General features: G+C 77.6%; 17 protein-coding genes. 11 read left to right on the top strand and 6 right to left on the bottom strand.

Annotation, left to right across the window (positions count from 1 at the left end; genetic code table 11):
• Positions 1-19: 19 nt before the first annotated feature.
• The 3 genes from ACUN9U_RS04890 to ACUN9U_RS04880 are packed head-to-tail and all read left to right on the top strand — an operon-like array spanning position 20 to position 3,790.
• Positions 20-1,174 carry a thiamine pyrophosphate-dependent dehydrogenase E1 component subunit alpha gene (locus tag ACUN9U_RS04890; RefSeq protein WP_445483805.1) on the top strand — a complete coding sequence of 385 codons (1,155 nt, stop codon included), beginning with the start codon at positions 20-22 and terminating at the stop codon, positions 1,172-1,174.
• The gene (locus ACUN9U_RS04885; protein WP_445483804.1) at positions 1,171-2,259 is read left to right on the top strand and encodes an alpha-ketoacid dehydrogenase subunit beta; all 1,089 of its coding nucleotides are present in this window, start codon (positions 1,171-1,173) and stop codon (positions 2,257-2,259) included. Before ACUN9U_RS04890 ends, ACUN9U_RS04885 begins: the two co-directional genes overlap by 4 nt.
• A gap of 55 nt (positions 2,260-2,314) precedes the next feature.
• A complete protein-coding gene (locus ACUN9U_RS04880) occupies positions 2,315-3,790 on the top strand; it encodes a dihydrolipoamide acetyltransferase family protein (RefSeq protein ID WP_445483803.1) in 1,476 nt (491 codons plus the stop codon).
• Positions 3,791-3,910: 120 nt separating this feature from the next.
• On the opposite strand, the gene aroQ is transcribed toward ACUN9U_RS04880, so the two are convergent.
• The gene (gene aroQ, locus ACUN9U_RS04875) at positions 3,911-4,354 is read right to left on the bottom strand and encodes a type II 3-dehydroquinate dehydratase (RefSeq protein WP_445483802.1); all 444 of its coding nucleotides are present in this window, start codon (positions 4,352-4,354) and stop codon (positions 3,911-3,913) included.
• Between the two features lie 19 nt (positions 4,355-4,373).
• On the opposite strand from aroQ, the gene ACUN9U_RS04870 reads away from it, so the two are divergent.
• The 5 genes from ACUN9U_RS04870 (at position 4,374) to ACUN9U_RS04850 (ending at position 12,720) form a co-directional block, all read left to right on the top strand.
• Complete coding sequence (locus ACUN9U_RS04870) at positions 4,374-5,225, top strand: carbon-nitrogen family hydrolase (RefSeq protein ID WP_445483801.1); 852 nt, start codon at positions 4,374-4,376, stop codon at positions 5,223-5,225.
• A gap of 109 nt (positions 5,226-5,334) precedes the next feature.
• The gene (locus ACUN9U_RS04865; RefSeq protein ID WP_445483800.1) at positions 5,335-7,392 is read left to right on the top strand and encodes a cytochrome c oxidase assembly protein; all 2,058 of its coding nucleotides are present in this window, start codon (positions 5,335-5,337) and stop codon (positions 7,390-7,392) included.
• On the top strand, positions 7,389-9,542 hold the full coding sequence (locus ACUN9U_RS04860; protein ID WP_445483799.1) for a S9 family peptidase: 2,154 nt from the start codon (positions 7,389-7,391) through the stop codon (positions 9,540-9,542). The genes ACUN9U_RS04865 and ACUN9U_RS04860 overlap by 4 nt, the downstream gene beginning before the upstream one ends.
• Positions 9,539-10,621 carry a Gfo/Idh/MocA family protein gene (locus ACUN9U_RS04855; protein WP_445483798.1) on the top strand — a complete coding sequence of 361 codons (1,083 nt, stop codon included), beginning with the start codon at positions 9,539-9,541 and terminating at the stop codon, positions 10,619-10,621. The genes ACUN9U_RS04860 and ACUN9U_RS04855 overlap by 4 nt, the downstream gene beginning before the upstream one ends.
• 26 nt (positions 10,622-10,647) lie before the next feature.
• Positions 10,648-12,720 (top strand): NHL domain-containing thioredoxin family protein, encoded by a 2,073-nt coding sequence (locus tag ACUN9U_RS04850; RefSeq protein ID WP_445483797.1) that lies wholly within the window; start codon positions 10,648-10,650, stop codon positions 12,718-12,720.
• Positions 12,721-12,776: 56 nt separating this feature from the next.
• On the opposite strand, the gene ACUN9U_RS04845 is transcribed toward ACUN9U_RS04850, so the two are convergent.
• The gene (locus tag ACUN9U_RS04845; RefSeq protein WP_445483796.1) at positions 12,777-13,436 is read right to left on the bottom strand and encodes a response regulator transcription factor; all 660 of its coding nucleotides are present in this window, start codon (positions 13,434-13,436) and stop codon (positions 12,777-12,779) included.
• Entirely contained in the window at positions 13,424-15,517 is a 2,094-nt protein-coding gene (locus ACUN9U_RS04840) for a histidine kinase (RefSeq protein WP_445483795.1), read from the bottom strand. Before ACUN9U_RS04840 ends, ACUN9U_RS04845 begins: the two co-directional genes overlap by 13 nt.
• 145 nt (positions 15,518-15,662) lie before the next feature.
• On the opposite strand from ACUN9U_RS04840, the gene ACUN9U_RS04835 reads away from it, so the two are divergent.
• On the top strand, positions 15,663-16,043 hold the full coding sequence (locus ACUN9U_RS04835; RefSeq protein ID WP_445483794.1) for a hypothetical protein: 381 nt from the start codon (positions 15,663-15,665) through the stop codon (positions 16,041-16,043).
• Here ACUN9U_RS04835 and ACUN9U_RS04830 read toward each other — a convergent pair.
• Positions 16,024-17,940, bottom strand: coding sequence for a sensor histidine kinase (locus tag ACUN9U_RS04830; RefSeq protein WP_445483793.1), 1,917 nt, complete (start codon positions 17,938-17,940; stop codon positions 16,024-16,026). The genes ACUN9U_RS04835 and ACUN9U_RS04830 overlap by 20 nt on opposite strands.
• 17 nt (positions 17,941-17,957) lie before the next feature.
• Positions 17,958-18,665 (bottom strand): response regulator, encoded by a 708-nt coding sequence (locus ACUN9U_RS04825; RefSeq protein WP_445483792.1) that lies wholly within the window; start codon positions 18,663-18,665, stop codon positions 17,958-17,960.
• Between the two features lie 189 nt (positions 18,666-18,854).
• Between ACUN9U_RS04825 and ACUN9U_RS04820 the strand changes: the two genes are divergently transcribed.
• Both ACUN9U_RS04820 and ACUN9U_RS04815 read left to right on the top strand, forming a co-directional pair.
• Positions 18,855-19,289, top strand: coding sequence for a hypothetical protein (locus ACUN9U_RS04820; RefSeq protein ID WP_445483791.1), 435 nt, complete (start codon positions 18,855-18,857; stop codon positions 19,287-19,289).
• A gap of 127 nt (positions 19,290-19,416) precedes the next feature.
• Positions 19,417-20,055 (top strand): LysE family transporter, encoded by a 639-nt coding sequence (locus tag ACUN9U_RS04815; protein WP_445483790.1) that lies wholly within the window; start codon positions 19,417-19,419, stop codon positions 20,053-20,055.
• A 20-nt stretch (positions 20,056-20,075) separates the two neighbouring features.
• Here the strand turns inward: ACUN9U_RS04815 and ACUN9U_RS04810 are convergent, their stop codons facing one another.
• Positions 20,076-20,657 carry a helix-turn-helix domain-containing protein gene (locus ACUN9U_RS04810; protein ID WP_445483789.1) on the bottom strand — a complete coding sequence of 194 codons (582 nt, stop codon included), beginning with the start codon at positions 20,655-20,657 and terminating at the stop codon, positions 20,076-20,078.
• Positions 20,658-20,693: the final 36 nt, after the last annotated feature.

Raw genomic sequence — 20,693 nt, 5'->3', positions numbered from 1 at the left:
ACCCAGCACAGGAGGTCGTGTGCCCCCCGTCGCCCCCGCGCCGCAGGCGCCGGTGCAGCTGCTCGACCCCTCCGGGGCGCGTCGCAGCGGTGAGCAGATCGACGAGCGCGAGCAGCCCGAGCTCGCCCGGTACGCCGAGCTCGTCGCCGGCGTCGGCGCCGAGCAGCTGCGCGCCCGGTACCGCGACATGGCGCTGGTGCGCCGCTTCGACGTCGAGGCGACCGCGCTGCAGCGCCAGGGCGAGCTGGCGCTGTGGGCCAGCTGCACCGGCCAGGAGGCCGCCCAGGTGGGCGCCGGGCACGGCCTGGCCCCGCAGGACCACGTCTTCCCGACCTACCGCGAGCACGGCCTGGCCTGGGTCCGCGGGGTCGACCCGCTGGCGGTGCTGCAGCTCTACCGCGGCGCCAGCCACGGCGGCTGGGACCCGGCCGACCACGCCTTCCACCTCTACACCCTCGTCATCGGCGCGCAGCTGCCGCACGCCACCGGCTACGCCATGGGCGTCCAGCGCGACGGCCTGGTGGGCACCGGTGACCGCGCCCGCGACACCGCGGTGATGGCCTGCTTCGGGGACGGCGCCAGCTCCCAGGGCGAGGTCAACGAGGCGCTCAGCTGGGCCGGCGTCTTCAGCGCGCCGGTGGTCTTCTTCTGCCAGAACAACGGCTGGGCCATCTCCGCACCCGCCTCCCGGCAGAGCGCGGCCCCGCTGCACGCGCGGGCCGCCGGCTTCGGCATGCCCGGGGTGCAGGTGGACGGCAACGACGTCCTGGCCGTCGAGGCGGTGGTCCGCGCCGCCGGCGACCGCGCCCGCAGCGGCGCCGGCCCCACGCTGGTGGAGGCCGTCACCTACCGGGTCAACGCCCACACCACCTCCGACGACGCCGGCCGCTACCGCACGCGCGAGGAGGAGGAGTCCTGGCGCGCCAAGGACCCGCTGGCCCGCGTGGAGGCGCACCTGCGGGCCACCGGCGGCGCCGACGACGCCTTCTTCGCCGCGGTCCGGGAGGAGTCCGAGGAGCTGGGCACCCGCGTGCGGCGCGGGGTGCGGCAGATGACCGACCCTGGTCCCACCTCGATGTTCGACCACGCCTACGCCGCCGAGCACCCGCTGGTCGCCTCCGAGCGCGCCTGGCTGGAGACGTGGCTGGCCACCGAGCCGGAGGAGGCCCGATGAGCACCACCACCACCCGCCCCGCCGCCCCCGGCTCCGCGGGCGCGGCCCCGCGCTCCGCGCAGGCCCCCGCGGCCGGCCCGACCACCCTGACCCTCGCCAAGGCCATCACCGCCGCCCTGCACGACGCCATGGCCGCCGACGAGAAGGTCCTGCTCATGGGCGAGGACATCGGCCGCCTGGGCGGCGTCTTCCGCGTCACCGACGGGCTGCAGGCGACCTTCGGCGAGGACCGCGTGGTCGACACCCCGCTCGCCGAGGCGAGCATCCTCGGCACCGCCGTCGGCCTGGCCCTGCGCGGGTACCGGCCCGTCTGCGAGATCCAGTTCGACGGCTTCGTCTACCCCGCCTTCAGCCAGATCGTCTCCCAGCTGGCCAAGATGCCCGCCCGCCTGGCCGGCACCGCGCAGGTGCCCGTCGTCGTCCGGATCCCCTACGGCGGCGGCATCGGGGCGGTGGAGCACCACAGCGAGTCGCCCGAGGCGTACTTCGCCCACACCGCCGGGCTGAGGGTCATCACCCCGGCCACCGCGCAGGACGCCTACTGGATGCTGCGGCAGGCGCTGGCCCAGCCCGACCCCGTCGTCGTCATGGAGCCCAAGCGCCGCTACTGGGACAAGGGCGCCGTCGACACCTCCGCCGCCGCGCTGGCCGCCGCCCCGGGCCTGCACTCCGCCCGCGTCGCCCGGCCCGTCAGCGACGCCCGGGTCCGCGAGGGCGGCGCCGTCACCGTGGTCGCCTACGGCCCCACCGTGCGGGTGGCTCTCGACGCCGCGCTGGCCGCCGCGGAGGAGGGCGTGGAGCTGGAGGTCGTCGACCTGCGCAGCCTGTCCCCGCTCGACGTCGGCGTGGTCGAGGCCAGCGCCCGGCGCACCGGGCGCGTCGTCGTCGTCCACGAGGCCCCGGTCTTCCTCGGCATGGGGGCGGAGGTGGCCGCGCGCGTCACCGAGAGCTGCTTCCACTCCCTGGAGGCGCCCGTGCTGCGCGTGGGCGGCTTCGCCGTGCCCTACCCGGCCGCGCGCATCGAGGAGCACTACCTGCCCGACGCCGAGCGCCTGCTCGACGCCGTCGACCGCGTGCTCGCCTGAGCGCGCCCCCCAGACCCGCACCCCCGAGCCCTCGACCACTCCCGAGGAGGAGTCCGTGACCAGCACGACGAGCAGCTCGACGACGACCCCGACGACGACCCAGCACTTCCTCCTGCCCGACGTCGGGGAGGGGCTGACCGAGGCCGAGGTCGTCACCTGGCGCGTCGCCGTCGGCGACGAGGTCCGCGACGGCGACACCGTCGTGGAGGTCGAGACGGCCAAGTCCGTGGTCGAGCTCCCCTCACCCTTCTCCGGCACGGTCGTCGGCCTGCTCGTGCCCGAGGGCACCACCGTCGACGTCGGCACGGCCCTCATCGCCGTGGAGACCGCCGCGCCCGGCGACAGCGGTGACGACGGGGGCCCCGGTGCCTCCGAGCACCCCCACCGCCCGGCCCCGGTCGCGCCGACCGGCCAGGGCGGGTCGGGCCTGGAGGGCGGTCCCGTCTCCGCCGTCGACCACGAGCACGAGCACGAGCGCGAGGCGGTGCTCGTCGGCTACGGGGTGCGCCCCGCCACCCACGGCCACCCCGCGCGCCGCCGCCGCACGGTCCGCTCCCCGCAGCGACCCCCGCAGCCGGTGCCCTCCCAGCCCGGCGGGCAGGCCGGTGAGCGGCCGCTGGCCTCGCCCCCCGTGCGCGCCATGGCCCGCGACCTCGGTGTCGACCTCGCCCGGGTCGTCGCCACCGGTGACGGCGGCGTCGTCACCCGCGACGACGTCCGCGCCTTCGTCGACGCCCGCGGCGCGGTCGCCGAGGCGCCCGCCGGGGGGAGCGACCTCGTGGTGGAGCTGCCCGGCGCGGGCTCCGGTGCCGCGGTGGGCGCGCAGGACGAGCGGGAGACGCGCATCCCCGTGCGCGGGGTGCGCCGCGCCACCGCCCGCCAGATGGTGGCCAGCGCCTTCACCGCCCCCCACGCCACCGCCTTCGTCACCGTCGACGTGACCCGCTCCATGAAGATGCTCGAGCGGGTCCGCGCCGAGCGGGAGTTCCGCGACGTGCACGTCTCCCCGCTGCTCCTCGTGGCGCGGGCGGTGTGCCTGGCGGCCGCGCGCCACCCCGGCATCAACGCCAGCTGGGACGAGCTCGCGCAGGAGATCGTCATCAAGCACTACGTCAACCTCGGCATCGCCGTGGCCTCACCGCGCGGGCTGCTCGTGCCGAGCATCAAGGACGCCCACGAGATGTCCCTGGTGCAGCTCGCCCACGCCCTGGGGGACCTCGTCTCCACCGCGCGGGCCGGGCGGTCCCAGCCCGCCGACCTGTCCGGCAGCACCCTGTCGATCACCAACATCGGCGTCTTCGGCGTCGACTCCGGCACCCCGATCCTCAACCCCGGCGAGGCGGCGATCCTCTGCGTGGGCCAGGTGGCCAAGAAGCCGTGGGTGCACAAGGGCAAGGTGAAGCCGCGCGACGTGGTGGAGCTGTCGGTCTCCTTCGACCACCGCCTCGTCGACGGCGACCTCGGCTCGAAGTTCCTCGCCGACGTCGCCCGCGTGCTCGAGCGGCCCGACACCGCCCTGCGCTGGGCCTGACGCGCCGCGTCGTCCCCGAGGACCTCAGCCGGGTCACCTCTTGTTCGCACTTTCCGCGGAAAGAGCGCCTCTCGCCCCGTCCTTCTCGCACTTTCCGCGGAAAGTGCGAGAAGGCGGGGGTCAGCCGGTGCTGAGGCGGCCGGCGAGGTAGCGCAGCGCCGCCAGGTAGCCCTCCGGGCCCATGCCGGCGACCACGGCCGCTGCGACGGGGGAGATGTAGGAGTGCGCCCGGAACGGCTCGCGGGCGTGCACGTTGCTCAGGTGCACCTCCACCAGCGGGGCGGTCAGCTGCGCGCACGCGTCGCGCAGCGCCACCGAGGTGTGCGTCCAGCCCGCGGGGTTGAGCACCACGCCCGCGCCGAGGTCGGCCGCCTCGTGCACCCAGCCGATCATCTGCCCCTCGGCGTCGGTCTGGCGGCAGGTCAGCTCCAGGCCCAGCTCGAGGGCGACCCCCGTGCACCGCGCCTCCAGCTCGGCCAGCGTGGTCGAGCCGTAGACGGCCGGCTCGCGCAGGCCGAGCCGCCCGAGGTTGGGGCCGTTGAGCAGGAAGACGGGTGCGGGCACGGCGCCTAGGGTGCCAGGCGTGGGTGAGGCAGCGGAGCCCCAGCAGCGGGCCGCTCAGCGCGTGGCGCACGTCAGCGTGCTCCAGGTCGGCTACGGCGACGACGAACCGGTCGCGGCCCGCGTGCAGCGCGTGGCGCAGCTGGTGGCCGACCAGCGCGGAGCCGACCTCGTGGTGCTGCCGGAGCTGTGGGCGCCCGGCGGCTTCTCCTACCGGGAGTGGGAGCAGCGGGCCGAGCCGCTGGAGGGCCCCACGCTGCGCGCCCTGGCCGACGCCGCCCGCGCCGCCGGCGCCGTGGTGCACGGCGGGTCGCTGGTGGAGCGCACCCAGCGGCCGGGACCCCAGGGCCGCCACCTGTGGAACACCTCCGTCGTCCTGGGCCGCGACGGCGCCCTGCTGGCCAGCTACCGCAAGGTGCACCGCTTCGGCTTCGGGACCGGGGAGCCGCTGCTCATGGAGGCCGGCGAGGAGGTCGTGGTGGCCGACCTGCCCGTGGGCCCGCACGGCTCACCGGTGCGGACCGGGCTCGCCACCTGCTACGACCTCCGCTTCCCCGAGCTCTTCCGCCGCCAGGTCGAGCTCGGCGCGCAGCTCGTCCTGCTCCCGGCCGCCTGGCCGGCGGCGCGCCTGGCGCACTGGCAGCTGCTGACCCGCGCGCGCGCCGTGGAGGACCAGGTGCACCTCGTGGCCGTGGGCACCGCGGGCACGCACGCCGGCACCCGCATGGCCGGCCGCAGCGCGGTCGTCGGCCCCTGGGGGGAGGTCCTGGCCGAGGCCGGCGACGACGAGGAGGTGCTGCGGGTCGAGGTGGACCTCACCCAGGTCGCGCGCTGCCGCGAGCAGTTCCCCGTCCTGGCGGACCGCCGCCTCTGACCCGGCGCCCCGGGAGGAGGCGCGGGCGGGCGGGTCGGCGGGGAGGCCCGCCTCACACCGCGGCGCTCGCGTGCGCCGGGAGCGCCCCCGAGCGGCATACCCTCGAGGTGTGGTGCTCGAGCAGGACGTGCAGGTCAGCGGCGACCCGCGCGGCGCTCGGGCCCCCGAGCGCTCCCCCGCCGCGCTGGGGCTGGTCCTGGGGGTCCCCGCGGCCCTGGTGGCCCTGGTGGTCTCGATGGTCGCCACCGGGGCGGCGGTGCCCGGGGTGCTGGGAGACGCCGGCCCGCTCGTGCGCTGGGGCCTGCCGGTGCTGCGCACCACCGGCGACCTCGCCGTCTCGGTGGTGCTCGGCTCGGTGCTGCTGCTCGCCCTCGCCCTGGTGCCCGGCTCCCCGGCGTGGCGCTCGGTGGCCCGGCTCGCCTCGGCGGCCGCGGTCGTGTGGGTCCTCACCGCCGTGGTGGCGCCGGTCCTGTCCTTCGCCGACATCGCCGGCACCCCGCTGAGCAGCGGTGAGCTGGGCGGCCAGATCGGCTTCTTCCTCACCCAGGTGCCCCCGGGGCGCACCCTGCTGGCCACGGCCGTGCTGGCCGTGCTCGCCGGCACCGTGGTGGCGCTGGGCATCACCGGACCCGCCTCGGCGGCCCTCGCCGCGGTGCTGACCGCGGCGGCGCTCGTGCCGATCGCCCTGGGCAGCCACGGCAGCACCGAGGGCGGTCACCACACGGCCGTCTCGGGCTGGTGGCTGCACGCCCTCGGCGTCGGCGCCTGGGCCGGCGGGCTGGTGGCGCTGGCCGTGGCGGGTCCCCGCCTGGGGCGGGCGCTGCCGGTGGTGGTGCGCCGGTACTCGGCGCTGGCGCTGGGGTCCTTCGCGCTCGTCGTCGTCTCCGGCGTGGCCAACGGCTGGGTCCAGGTGGGCGCCACCGCGTCGGGCCTGCTCAGCCCCTACGGCGCGCTGCTGGGGGTCAAGACGGCGGCGGTGGTGGCCCTGGGCGCTGCCGGCTGGTGGCACCGGCGCTCGGCGATCGCCGGGCTGGACGCCGCGGCCGCAGGCGGACCGGCGGGGGCGTCACCCGCCCCTCCGTTCTGGCGCCTGGTGGTGGTCGAGCTGCTCGTCATGGCCGCCGCGGTCGGGGTGGGCGTCGCCCTGGTGCGCACCGGGCCGCCGGCCGGGACCGACAGCGGGCCGAGCACGCTGGCCGCTCAGCTCACCAACGACGTCGTGCCACCGCTGCCCGCCACCCCGCTGCGCCTGCTCACCCAGCCCGCCCCCGACCTGCTGTGGCTGGTGGCGTGCGGCGCGATGGTCGTCGCCTACGCGGCGGGCCTGCAGCGCCTGCGCTCCCGCGGCGACCGCTGGCCGGTGGGCAGGTCGGTGGCCTGGTTCGCGGGGGTCGCGGTGCTGGCGTGGGCCACCTCCTTCGGGCCGCAGGCCTACATCGACCTGCTCTTCAGCGCCCACATGGTCGCCCACATGACGATCATGATGGTGGCGCCGATCCTGCTCGTGGCGGGGGCGCCCATCACCCTGGCGGTGCGCACGCTGCCCAAGCGCCGCGACGGCAGCCGGGGCCCGCGCGAGTGGCTGCTCGTGCTCGTCCACTCGCGCTGGGCGCGGGCCGTCTCCCACCCCGTCGTGGCGGCCGTGGTCTTCGCCGGCAGCATCGTCGTCTTCTACTACTCCCCGCTGTTCGGGCTGGCGCTGTCCACCCACCTGGGGCACGAGCTCATGGAGGTCCACTTCCTCCTCACCGGGTACCTCTTCGCCTCCGCCGTCATCGGCGTGGACCCCGGCGCGTGGAACCCGCCCTACCCGCTGCGCCTGCTGCTGCTCCTGGCGACCATGGCGTTCCACGCCTTCTTCGGGGTCGCCCTCACCGGCGGCAACGAGCTGCTCGCGGCCGACTGGTTCTCCCGCCTGGGCCTCGGGGTGGACGCCCTGGCCGACCAGCGCACCGGCGGGGCCATCGCCTGGGGCATCGGGGAGCTGCCCACCCTGGTGCTCGCCATCGTGCTCGCGGTGCAGTGGTCGCGCAGCGACGAGCGCGAGACCCGCCGCCGCGACCGCGCCGCCGACCGCGACGGTGACGCCGAGCTCGCCGCGTACAACGCGATGCTGGCAGCCCGGTCGGGCGGGCCCGGCCAGCGCCCTGGTAAGCAGGAGGGATGAGCCGGACGCCCGACGGCACGCCCTTCTCGGACCTGCTCGCCTACACGCGCCTGCCCCGCACGGGAGGGCTCGCGCTCTCCCCGGACGGCACCCGCCTGGTCACCGCGGTCTCCCAGCTGGACGAGCGCGGCGGGCGCTCCCCCACGTCGCTGTGGGAGGTCGACCCCACGGGCCGCCGGGCGGCGCGGCGGCTGACGCGCGGTGCGCGGGGAGAGTCCTCACCCGTCTTCACGCCCGTGGGCGACCTGCTCTTCACCTCCTCGCGCCCCGACCCGGCCGCGGCGCAGGACGACGGCGACGGCGACGACGCGCCGCCCGCGCTGTGGTGCCTGCCGGCCGCGGGCGGTGAGGCGCGCCGGGTGGCGGTGCGCCCCGGCGGGGTGGCCGGCGCCTGCGTGGCGCGCGAGGCGGGCACCGTCCTGCTGGGCAGCCCGACGCTGCCCTCGGCCACCGACGCCGCCGACGACGCGCGGCTGCGGAAGCTCCGCGAGGACACGCGCACCACCGGCGTCCTGCACGACTCCTCCCCCGTGCGGATCTGGGACCACGACCTCGGTCCCGACCGCCACCGCCTGCTCGTGGCCGCCTCGGGGGACGGGACCGACGTCTCCGCGGTGCTGGCCGGGACGGGCGGGGCGGCGGGCAGCGGTGCCGACCGCCTCCCGCTGCACGACCTCACCGGCCACGTCGGCGCAGCGCTGCCCGACGAGCCCGCGTGGGCGGTCACCGCTGACGGCTCCACGGTGGTCACCGAGTGGCACGTCCCCGAGCCGCGCGCCGACCACCGCGTCGCCCTGGTGGCCCTCGACGTCGCCACCGGCGAGCGCCGGACCCTCCTGGACGACCCCGAGCACGAGCACACCGCACCGGTGGCGGCACCGACCGGCAGCCGCGTCGCCGTCGTGCGGTGGACCCGGTCGACGCCGACCCGGCCCGTCGACGCGGACGTCGTCGTCGTCGACACCGCGACCGGCGAGCGCACGGTGCTCGCCAGCGGCTGGGACCGCTGGCCCGCCTCGCTCGCCTGGACCCACGACGGCACCGCCCTGCTGCTCACCGCCGACGACGGCGGCCGCTGCCCCGTGTTCCGCCTCGCCCTCGACGGCGGCGACCCCGACGCCGTGGAGCGCCTGACCCCCGACGACGGCGCCTACACCGACGTGGTGGCCTCCCCCGACGGGCGGTGGCTGTACGCGCTGCGCTCCGCCGTCGACGCCCCGCCCACCCCCGTCCGCGTCCCGGCCGGCGGTGGAGAGCCGCAGGTGCTGCCCGCGCCGGCCCACGCCCTCGGCGCCTGGACCGCCGCGGGCTCCGCCGGAGGCGGCCCGCAGCTCCCGGGCTCGCTCACCGAGGTCACCACCACCGCGCAGGACGGCGCGCTGCTGCGCGCCTGGCTGGCGCTGCCGGAGGGCGCCGGCGCGAGCAGCCCCGCACCCCTGCTGCTGTGGATCCACGGTGGGCCGCTGAGCAGCTGGAACGCCTGGAGCTGGCGGTGGAACCCGTGGCTCGCGGTGGCCCGCGGCTACGCCGTGCTGCTGCCCGACCCGGCGCTGTCCACCGGGTACGGCCTCGACTTCGTGGCGCGCGGCTGGGGCCGCTGGGGCGCCGAGCCGTTCACCGACCTCATGGCCGTCACCGACGCCGCCGTGGCCCGCGACGACGTCGACGCCGAGCGCACCGCCGCCCTGGGCGGCTCGTTCGGCGGGTACATGGCCAACTGGGTGGCCGGGCACACCGACAGGTTCCGCGCCGTGGTCACCCACGCCTCGCTGTGGGCGCTCGACCAGTTCTCGGCCACCACCGACTTCCCCGCCGAGTGGGCGCACGAGATGACCGAGCAGATGACGCGCGAGCACTCCCCGCACACCAGCGCCGGCGCGATCAGCACGCCCGTGCTCGTCGTCCACGGGGACCGGGACGACCGGGTGCCGGTCGGGGAGGCGCTGCGCCTGTGGTACGACCTGCTGAGCAGGTCGGCAGCGGCCGGCGGCCCTGAGGGGTCATCACCGCACCGCTTCCTGCTCTTCCCCGACGAGGGCCACTGGGTGCTCGGGGCCGGCAACGCCCGGCTCTGGTACGCCACCGTCTTCGCCTTCCTGGACCAGCACGTGCTGGGCCGCCCGTGGACCGCACCCGAGGAGCTCGGATGAGCGACCAGCAGACCGCCCACCGCACCGAGCGGCCCGAGCGCCCGGCGCGCACCGTGCGCTGGGGGGTGCTCGCCACCGGCGGCATCGCCGCCACCGTCAGCGGCGACATCGCCCTGGTGCCCGGCGCGCAGCTGGCAGCGGTGGCCTCCCGCGACGCCGGTCGCGCCGCGGCGTTCGCCGAGCGGCACGGGTTCACCCGCTCCTACGGGTCCTACCGGGAGCTGGTCGAGGCCGGCGCCGACCGCGCCTCCGAGGCGGGCCTGGACGCCGTCTACGTCGCCACCCCGCACGCCCAGCACGTGGCCCTGGCGCGCGCGTGCGTCGAGGCGGGGCTGCCGGTGCTCGTGGAGAAGCCCGTCGGCTGCACCGCCGAGGCCACCCGGGGGCTGGCGGAGCTGGCCCGGGAGCGCGGCGTGTTCGTCATGGAGGCGCTGTGGGCGCGCTTCCAGCCGAACCTCGTCCGCCTGCGCGAGCTGCTCGCGGCCGGCGCCGTCGGCGAGGTCCGCTCGGTCTCGGGCGACCTCGGCTTCGCGCTGCCGTACGACCCGTCCCACCGGCTGTGGGACCCCGCCCAGGGCGGCGGCACGCTGCTCGACACCGGCGTCTACCCGGTCTCCTTCGCCCAGGGCGTCTTCGGCGGCTCCCCGCGGGCGGTGCACACCGTCGGCGTGCTCGCCGACAGCGGCGTCGACGCCGAGGCCTCGCTGCTGCTCGACTGGGGCGGCGGGCGCACCGCGCGGCTGGGCTCCACGCTGCTGGGCCACGCCGGCGGCTCCGCGACCATCACCGGCACGCAGGGCCGCATCGAGGTGGCCGGGCCGCTGCACAAGCCCGCCCGCCTGCAGGTGTGGTCCGGCGGCGCGCAGCGCGACGACGGGCCCAGCGAGGTGGTCGAGCTGCCCGTGCAGGGCCGCGGCTACGTCCACATGGTCGAGCACGTCCACGAGTGCCTCGCCGCCGGCCTGGTGGAGAGCCCCGTCATGCCGATGACCGACTCGGTCGCCGTGGCCGAGGTGCTCGACACCGCGCTGGACGCCCTCGGCGCCGTGCACCGCGACGACCCGACCGCCTTCGCCTGACCCGACCAGCTGGAGCAGAGCACCGCATGACCTCCGTCCGTGATCATGGTCCCCCGCAAGCGGGAGGTACCCCCAGATCGGCCACCTCGGCCGCGCCGCCGAAGCGCTCCCGCGTGCGCGCCCCCGAGCTCGTCGGCCGCCGCTGGGTCGGCACGGGGGGTGCCGAGCTGTCGCTGGCGGAGCTGCGCGGCCGGATCGTGCTCCTGGACTTCTGGACCAGCTGCTGCGTCAACTGCCAGCACGTCCTCGACGAGCTGCGCGAGCTGGAGCACGAGTTCGCCGACGTCCTCGTCGTCGTCGGGGTGCACTCCCCGAAGTTCGCCCACGAGGGCACGGTCGAGGCCGTCGACGCCGCCGTCCTGCGCTGGGACGTGCGCCACCCCGTCCTCGACGACCCGCAGCTGGTCACCTGGCAGGCCTACGCCGCGCGGGCGTGGCCGACGCTGACGGTGGTGGACCCCGAGGGCTACGTCGTCGCGTCGATGAGCGGCGAGGGCCACGCCCACGGGCTCGGGGTGCTGCTGCGCGAGCTCGTCGCCGAGCACGAGGCCAAGGGCACGCTGCGCCGCGGCGACGCCCCCTACGTGCCCCCGCTCGCGCCGGACAGCGCCTTCGCGCTGCCCACCGCGGTGCTCGCCCTCCCCGGCTCCGCGGGCGGGGGGTACCTGGTCTCCGACACCGCCCACCACCAGCTCGTGGTGCTCGAGGACGACCTCGCCACCGAGCGCGCCCGCGTCGGCACCGGCGAGCGGGGCCTGGTCGACGGCGGGCCCGGGGTCGCGCGCCTGTCCGAGCCGGTCGGCCTGGCGCTGCTGCCCCCCGACGTCGCCGCGCGCGTCGGCTGGGACGTCGCCGTGGCCGACTCCACCAACCACGCCGTGCGCGGACTGCGCCTCGCGGACCTCTCGCTGGTCACCGTGGCCGGCACGGGGGCGCAGCTGCGCCGCCGCGAGGGTGGTGGCCCGGCGCTCGAGCAGGACCTGTCCACCCCGCTGGACACCGCGTGGTTCGACGGCCAGCTGGTCATCGCCATGGCGGGCGTGCACCAGCTGTGGGCGCTCGACCCCGCCCCCGCGGCGGAGGCGAGCGCCGTCGACGCCGCCGGCGGCGTGGTGCGCGTCCTGGCCGGCACCACCGCCGAGGGGCTGCGCGACGGCGCCGCCGAGCAGGCGTGGTTCGCCCAGACCGGTGCGCTGGAGGTCTCCGCCGACGGCTCCCGGTTGTGGGTCCTGGACGCCGAGACCTCCGCGCTGCGGTGGCTGGAGCGCTCCGGTGGCGCTGCCGGCGGGGAGGTCGACCGGACCGTGCACGCCGTCGACGACGACCGGATGGCCAACGTCCTGCCGGTGGCGGGTGCGGGCTACGAGGTCGGGTCCGTGGTGGGCACCGGCCTGTTCGAGTTCGGGCTGCGCGACGGCGAGGCGGACCAGGCCCTGCTGCAGCACCCGCTCGGGATGGCGCTGCTGCCCGACGGCTCCGTGGTGGTCGCCGACACCTACAACGGCGCGCTGCGCCGCTACGACCCCCTCGGCGGCGGGGCCGGCGAGGTCACCACGCTCGCGCGGGACCTCGCCGAGCCGACCGCCGTGGCCGTGGAGCTCGACGACGACGGGCGCGCGGTCACGGTCGTCGTCGTCGAGAGCGCCGCGTCCCGCCTGACCCGGCTGCCGGTGCCCGCGGCGGCGTCGAGGCTGGCGGGCGAGGCCCAGCGCGTGCAGCGCCCCCCGACGCCGCTGGCGCCCGGCCCGGTCGCGCTGCGGGTGGCCTTCACCCCGCCGACCGGGCAGAAGCTGGACCACCGCTGGGGCGACCCGACGCGCCTGGTGGTCTCCTCCTCGCCCGAGGGCCTGCTGAGCGCGGGTGCCGGGGACGCCGAGGGGCTCACCCGCGACCTCGTCATCGACCCCTCGGCCCTGGAGCGGGGGACGACCGGCGTGCTGCACGTCTCCGTGCAGGCCGCCGCCTGCGACGGCGACCCGGTCACCGGAGAGGTGCCGGAGTTCGCCGCCTGCCACCTCTACCAGCAGGACTGGGGGATCCCCGTGGTGCTCGACGAGACGGGTCCGTCCGAGCTGGCCCTCGACCTGCGCGGCGCCTGACCCCGCCCCTCCTCCCCCGCACTCGCCGCGGAGGGTGCGAGGAGGGGGACGGGGGTTCAGCGCCAGGGGGCGGCGTGGCCGAGGTGGGCGAGCACGGCCAGCACGCGCCGGTGGTCGTCGTCGGTGGCGACCAGCCCGAGCCGGGTGAAGATCGAGGCGACGTGCCCCTCCACCGTCCTCTCCGTCAGCCACAGGCGCCGGGCGATGCCGGCGTTGGTGCGCCCCTCGGCCATGAGCGCCAGCACGTCGCGCTCGCGCGGGGTCAGCGACCCCAGCCCCCCGGCCGGGCCGCCCGCGCGGCCGCCGAGCAGGCGGCCCACCACCTCCGGGTCGAGCGCGGACCCGCCCGCGGCCACGCGGCGCAGTGCGTCGAGGAAGTCGTCCACGTCCAGGGCGCGGTCCTTGAGCAGGTAGCCGAAGCGCCCCGAGCTGACGAGCTCGACCGAGTGCCGCACCTCCACGTGCTGCGAGAGCAGCACGATGCCCAGCGAGGCGTGGCGACGGCGCAGCTCGCGGGCGGCGCGCGCGCCGTCGTCGGTGAGGTCGGGCGGCATCCGCACGTCGATGACCGCGAGGTCCGGTGCGTGCTGCTCGACCGCCGCCACCAGCGCAGGGGCGTCGGCCGCCCTGGCCGCGACCTCGTGGCCGGCGTCCTCGAGCAGCGCCGCCAGGCCCTCCCGGAACAGCGGGGAGTCCTCCCCGATCACGATCCGCACGGCAGCCGCACCTCCAGGACCGTGCCCGCGCCGCGAGGGCTCGCCAGGTGCAGCTCGCCGCCGGCGGCGGCCACCCGGTCGGCGAGGCCCGCCAGGCCCGTCCCCGCCGCCACGGACGCGCCGCCGCGCCCGTCGTCGACGACCCGCACCACCAGCGCGTCCTCCTCGCGGGCCGCGACGAGGGCGATGCGGTCTGCTCCGGAGTGCTTGACGGCGTTGGCCACGGCCTCGCTGGCCACGAAGTAGGCCGTCGTGGCGACGGCCTCCGGCACGCCGCGCGGCGCCCCGCCGCCGCCCTCGGGCAGGTCCAGGTGGAGGTCCACCGGCACCGGCACCCGCTCGAGCATCGACCCCAGCGCCGCTCCCAGGCCGTCGTCGAGGCTGGAGGGGCGCAGCCCGTGGGCGATCTGCCGCAGCTCGGCCACCGCCGTCGACAGCTGCTGCACGGCCCCGTCGAGCACCCCGTCCAGCGGGCCGCCCGGCGACGCCCCGGGACCGATGACGTCGAGGGCGCCGCTGGCCAGGCGCCGCTGCGCCAGGCGCAGCGCCATGCCCAGGGCCACCAGGCGCTGCTGGGCGCCGTCGTGGAGGTCCTGCTCGAGGCGGCGGCGCTCCTCCAGGGAGGCGGCGAGCAGCCGGCCGCGGCTCTCGGCGACCTCGCGCAGCGCGGCGGTGAGCCCGACGCGCAGCCGCACCACCTCCACCACGAGGGCGGCAGCCGTCGCGGCCTCGCGCAGCAGGGTGCGCGAGGCGCCCGCCGGGGCGACCAGGACGCCGACCTCCTCGCCCGCCACCTCCACCGGCACCGCCTGCTCCTGGGCCGCCGCCGGGGGGAGCGGGCGCCCGTCGGCGTCGACGCGGCCGTCTCCGGCGGCGGAGCCCGGGAGCCGGTAGCCCACGCGGACCGGCGCGCTGAACGCCTCGCTGAGCACCGCCTGCAGCTGCTCCGGGCGGACGAGCCCCGCGTGGGCCTGCGCCTCCAGCGCCGCGACGGCCCCCAGGACGCGCTGGCGCACGGGGTCGACCCGCCGGTCGACGACCCGCCGCAGCCGCGTGCGCACCGGGGAGAGCACCGCGGCGCAGACCGCGGTGGTGGCGGCGGCCAGGACCGGGGACTCCCGCCCCAGCCACAGCCCGCCCACGAAGACGGCGAGCGTGTAGACGCCCAGCAGGACGGCGGACAGCAGGGCGTAGGTGGTGGTGGCCGCGAGCGCCCTGTCCACGTCGTACAGGTCGTGCCGCAGGACGGCGATCCCCGTGGCCGCCGGGATCGCCACGCCGATCCCGGCGAGCCCGACCACCACGAGGTCGGGCCCGTCGAGGACCACGTAGGACAGCCAGCACAGCAGCAGGGTGAGCGGCACGAGCGTGGCGCCGAGGAGGAACCAGGTCAGCTGGGCGCGGGCCACGCCGGTGCTGCGCCGGTAGCGGCGCAGCGCGGAGGCGAGGGAGGCGAACAGCAGCCCCAGCAGCGCGAAGGGCGCCGCCGTCCACACCGCGGCCGCCGCGGCGGCAGGACCGGGCCCCACGGGCAGGGGCGCCGGCACGCCCGCGAAGACGCTGTCGGGGGCGGGCACCACGAGCAGCGCCGCGAGGTGGGCGAGCGGGACCGCGCCCAGGCCCACCGCCACCGGCAGCCACCGGCGGCTGAGCAGGCGGCCGGAGGGGAACAGGAGCAGCAGGAGCGCCGGTGGCACGAACCACGCCATCCAGCTGGCCTCTGCGAGCGCGGCGCCCCAGGGCGTCGCCTCCAGCACCGGCGAGGGCCCGGTCACCAGCAGCGTCCAGGTGTCGCTGACGCCGACCAGGCACGGCACCAGTCCCTGCAGGCCCAGGAGCACCGCGACGGGGCTGCGAGGTCGCCGCACGCCCACGAGCAGCGCGACGGCCACCGAGGCCAGGCCCACGAGGTCCACCGCCGCCAGGGCCAGCGGCTCGGTGCGCGAGGGCTCGAGCAGGGCCAGGCGGGCGCTCCAGACCACGCAGGCCAGCGCCGCCGCCGCGCACGCCAGCGCTCCGGCGAGGCCCGGCCCCAGCGACGCCGCGGGCCGGGCTCCCAGGTGCAGCTCACCCGTGGCCACGGCGGAACGCTAGGGCTGCGCAGCGCCCGTGGACAGGGGGCCAGCACGGGGGTGCGGGTCAGGTGGCCGCACCGCAGACCCGGCGCGACCGAGGGCGCCACCGTGGCGGCGCCCACCTCGTCCCGCTCCCCTCCGGAGGTCTCCCGTGAAGCGGTCAGCAGCCCTCGTCACCGGTCTGGTGCTCAACGCCCTGTCAGGGCTCTCGGGCCTTCCCACCCTCGTCTCGCCGACCACCGGACCGGCTCCGGTCGTCATCAACGTCGTCACCGGGGTGCTCGGCATCGTCACCCTCGTCGGGGTGGTGCTCGTCTGGCGCTGGCGCAGCGGCCGGGTGCGCCTGGGCGTCGGGCTCATCGTGGTCAGCCAGGTCCTCAACGTCCTGAGCGCCGTCCCGGCGTTCTTCGCCGACATCCCGGCCGGCTACAAGGCGGCCATCGCGGCGGGGGTGGTGGTCACGCTCGTGGGGGTCGCCCTGGTGCTCCCGGCGCGCCGCGCGGCCCGCCAGCTCACGCCGTCGCCGGCGTGAGGGGCAGCACCGCGCGGACCCGTCCGCCGCCGTCCGTCGGGCCGGCCTCCAGCGCGCCGTGCAGCTGCTCGCAGCGCTCGCGCATCGACGCCGTGCCGACGCCCGCCGCCCACGCGGGCGTCGGCGCGCCGTCGTCGTCGACCGCCACGACCAGCGCGTCGTCCTCGGCGGTGAAGCGGACTCGCACGCGCAGTCCGGCGCCCACCCGGTCGGGGGCCTCGTGCGCGTGGCGAGCGGCGTTGGTCACCGCCTCCACCGCCACCCGGTAGGCGGCCACCTCCACGGCCGCGGGCAGCGCCTGCGGCAGGTCCTCGCCGCTGACGTCCACCCGCAGTGCGGCGGCGTGCGCCGCCCCGAGCCGGGCCACCTGCTGGCGCACCGCGCCGACGAGCCCGCGCTCGTCCAGCGCGGGCGGCCGCAGCCCCACCACGAGCCTGCGGACCTCGGCGATGGACCCGGACACGTCCTCGCGCAGGTCCGCGAGCAGCCCGTCGGCCCGCGCCGGGTCGGCGTGCACGAGGTTGCGCGCCGCGTCCGCGGAGTAGGCGATGCCCGTGAGCACCGGCCCGAGCCCGTCGTGCAGGTCGCGCCGCAGCCGGCGCCGCTCCTCCTCCAGCGCCGCGAGGGCCTGGGACCTCTCCACGGCCAGCTGGCGGCTGAGCGCCAGGCCGTGCAGCGCCCTGGCCAGGGGAGGGGCGAGCAGGTCGAGCAGCCGCCGCAGCTGGCCGGCCGCCTGCTCGTCGGGCAGGTCGACGACGACGACGAGCGCCCCGACGGGCTGCCCCCCGACGGCCAGCGGCACCCGCACCGGCGTGCCGGACGCCGGCCGCCCGCCGCCGTCCGGGTCGTGGCGCCGGCCGGCCGCGGCGAGCAGCTCGACGGCGTCCCACAGCTCCACCCGAGCCGCTCCCAGGTCGGCGCGCAGGGAGGCCACCCACGCCGTGGGGTCGCTCGCCGCGCGCAGGTGCACGCCGAGGTTGCTCATCACCGCCACGGGGTCGCGCCGGCCGCCGAAGAGCAGCTCGTCGAAGAGCCACCGCACCAGCAGGCTCACGGGGTGGAAGGTGGCCGCGACGCCGACGGCGAGCAGGGCCGTCCCGGCCTTGCCCGGGAGCGACCCGGTCGCCGCCTCCACGAGGACCTGCGCCAGCGAGAAGAGCGCCAGCGCCACCTCGGCGCTGACCGCGTACCCGGCCAGCTGGGCGATGAGGTGCCGCACGTCCACCACCAGCGGGGCGCGCAGACCGACCACGAGGGCCGCCAGGGCCGCCACCCCCGCCAGCGGCACGGTCAGCGCCGCCACCACCTCCCAGCCGCCGTCCGCCGACGCTCCGAGGGGGGCGTCGCGGGGCCCGTCGAGGGCGAACAGCACCTGGACCGCCACGAGCGCCGGCCCGACGGCGCCCGCCACCAGCCACAGCCAGCGCGTGCGCTGCACCTCGCTGCTGCGCTCGGTGCGCCACCACAGGAGCGCCGTGAGGGCCACGACCAGCGCGCCCCCGCCCACCACGCCCAGCACCGACCCGGTGAGCACTCCGGTGGCGGTCACCGCGCCGCACGCGGCCACGACCGCGGCGAAGCCCCTGTCGGCGGGCGCGTCCGCGCGCCGGCCGGACCGCAGGGGGACCACCACGACGACCGCCGGCAGGGCCAGGCAGCAGGCCACGACGAGCGCGGCCCTGGACAGCTGCGCGGCTGCGCCACCCGCCCCTGACAGCCGGGCCGCACCGGCCACCGCGAACAGGGCCGCGGTGACGAGCAGCGCTGCGGCGACCCGCCGCCGGTCGGTGACCGGGGCGTCGTGGGCGCCCCCCGGTCCGGCCAGCAGGAGCGCGGCCGCGGCGGCGCACGCCGCCGCGGTGCCCAGCACGGGCAGGTGGTCCACCGCAGCGCTCACCCGCGGGGCCCGTCGGCTCAGCCGTCGGCCGGCCGGGAGGCGCCCAGGCCGTGCTCGCGGGCCAGGACGATCGCCTCCGCGCGGCTGGCCACCCGCAGCTTGGCGAAGACCGAGGAGATGTGGTTGCCCACCGTCTTGGGCGCCAGGGCCAGCTCGGCGGCGATGGCGCTGTTGCTGCGGCCGGAGGCGATCGCGTCGAGCACCTGCAGCTCGCGGTCGGTGAGTTCGGGGAAGGGGCGCAGCGGCGGGGAGGGCGCCCCCGACAGGCGCAGGACGAGCCGGGCGGCGACGTCCGGGGCCAGGACCACCTGGCCGGCGTGCACGGCGTGCAGCGCCCGGGCGATCTCGTCGGCGTCGGCGCCCTTGAGCAGGTAGCCGCGGGCGCCGGCGCGCAGCGCGGCGACCACGGTGTCGTCGTCGTCGAACATCGTCAGGACGAGGACGGCGGCCCCCGGCACCGCGGCGGTGAGCCGAGCGGTGGCGGCGACGCCGTCCATGCCGGGCAGCTGGACGTCCATGACGACGACGTCGGCGGCCAGCAGCTGCGCCTCGCGGACGGCGTCCTCGCCGCTGGCGGCCTCACCGGCGACCTCGATGCCCGGCAGGGAGGACAGCAGCGCCCGCAGGCCGCGGCGGACGACCGGGTGGTCGTCCACCAGGAGCACGCGCACCGCTGCCGGGGCACCCGCCGCGCTGGGCCCCGGGGCCGCCGCGTCCTCGGTCACGGCGCCGAGCATGGCCTCCCCGCGGTCGCGGGACCAGGGTCTGGCTCCTGCGGCGTCCGGGCGGGTTCCTGGCCGGCGTGGGGGCGCACCCCCTGCCCGCGGACCCCGCCGTCGGCCAGCCTCGTCAGGCACCCGGCCGGACGCCGGCCGGGCAGCAGCCCGCCCACCCCCCCGCGACGAGGACGAGCCATGACCACCCACCCCGCCACCAGCTCCGGTGCCCCTCCCGTGACCAGGGCCAGCAGGCCGCGCCCGCTGGGTGCCCTCAACCACGTCGGCCTGGCGCTGGCCGGCCTGCTGGCCCTGGTCGACCTCGGCGGCGTCCTGCTCGTCGAGCCGCCCTCCGGCAGCAGCGCGCAGAACGGGCCGCCCGCGGAGGTGCTGTGGTTCGCCTTCGCCATGGGCGTCGTCACGCTCGTCGGTGTCGCCCTCGCGTGGGCCGGCCGGTGGCGCACGCCCGCGCCGCGGGTGGCGGCGGTGGCGCGGATCCTCTCGGCCCTCACCGCCGTCCCCGCCTTCTTCGTCGGTGGCGTCCCCGCGGCGCTCGTGGTGTGGGGCGCGGTGACGGTCCTGCTGACGGTCGCCGCCGTGGTCCTCGTGCTCGTGCGCCCGCGCCGCGCCTGACCCGCGCAGCGCCCGGCGCTGCCCGTCCGGAGCTGCACCCGGGTGCTGGCCCCGTGGTGCCGGTCGCCCCCGCGGGGCCAGCCTCGTCGCCGACCGAGCACCTCCCTGCGTCCCCCTGGAGCCCGCCGTGGACCCGCTCGTGCTCGGCCTGCTCGTCGGGCTGGCCTCCGCCGCCCCGCTCGGCCCGCAGAACGCCTACCTGCTGCAGGTGGGGCTGCAGCTCCCGACCGCCAGGGCGTGGGGCGCCGCTGCCCTGGTGGTCGGGCTCGACGTGTCGGTCTCCCTCACCGGCGCGTCCCTGGCCGGGCGGCTGCTGTCCGCGGCGCCCGGGCTGCGCGGGCCCGCCCTCGCCGTCGGCGCGGCGGTGCTCCTGCTCATGGGCGGGCAGATCCTGTGGCGCACCCGCCCGCGCCGGAGCCCGCGCCACCTCGTCGGGGCGGCGCCGGCGGGCGACGCCGCGGGCTGGGGCCGGCGGCGCCTCGTGCTGGGCGCGCTCGCGGTGACCTGGCTCAACCCCTCGGCGCTGCTCGACTCCTCGCTCCTGTTCGGAGGCCTGGTCGCCGCGACCCGGCTGGCCGACCTGCCGGCCCTGGTGGTCGGGCTGTGCGCGGCCTTGGCGCTGTGGACGGCCGGCTTCGTGGCGGTGCTGCGGGCGGTGAGGGCGCGCCTGGTGGAGCGGGCGCGGTGCTGGCTGGAGCGCGCGGCGGGCGCCGTCGTCCTCGCGGTGGGGCTGCGCTTCGCCGCCCAGGCCGTCGGCGCCCTGTAGCAGCTCGGCGGTCCAGCAGCTCAGCGGTACTGGCTGACCATCACCCCGGTGGTCCCCGGCTCCAGGGGGTGGAACGTGTGCGGCAGGTCGCCCGGGTAGGCGACGTAGTCGCCGGGGCCCAGCTCCACCGGGTCGTCCAGGACGCCCGCCAGGGCGCGGCCCGAGGCGATGACGAGGTGCTCGACGGTGCCGGCGGCGTGCGGCTCGGAGTCGCGCGGGGGCCCGGGCTCAGCGGTGATCCGGTACACGTCGAAGCTGACGCCCGGCGTGCTCGCGGCCAGCAGCGTGGCGCGGTAGTGGGCGCTCTCGGAGGCCAGCGTGGGCCCCTCGCCGGCGCGCAGCACCCGCACCGAGGGCGACGGGGGGTCGACCAGGGCGGAGAACGGCACGCCGAGCGCGGTGGCCAGCGACCACAGGGTCTCCACGCTGGGGTTGGCCGAGCCCGACTCCAGCGCCGACAGCGTCGACTTGGCGACGCCGGCGCGCGCGGCGAGGTCCCCCATGGACAGCCCCGAGCGCTGCCGGTGCTGCCGCAGGGCAGCGGCGATGGCAGCGATCGGGGCGCCCGTCGCCGCCGGCGTCCTGTTCGGTTGGTCGGTCATGGTGTTCGCCTTGACGAACTGCGTGCCATGCACCCA

It is taken from the genome of Quadrisphaera sp. KR29, assembly GCF_052644995.1.
The sequence above is the reverse complement of the archived record's forward strand: the minus strand, read 5'-3'. Positions and strand labels throughout refer to the sequence as shown.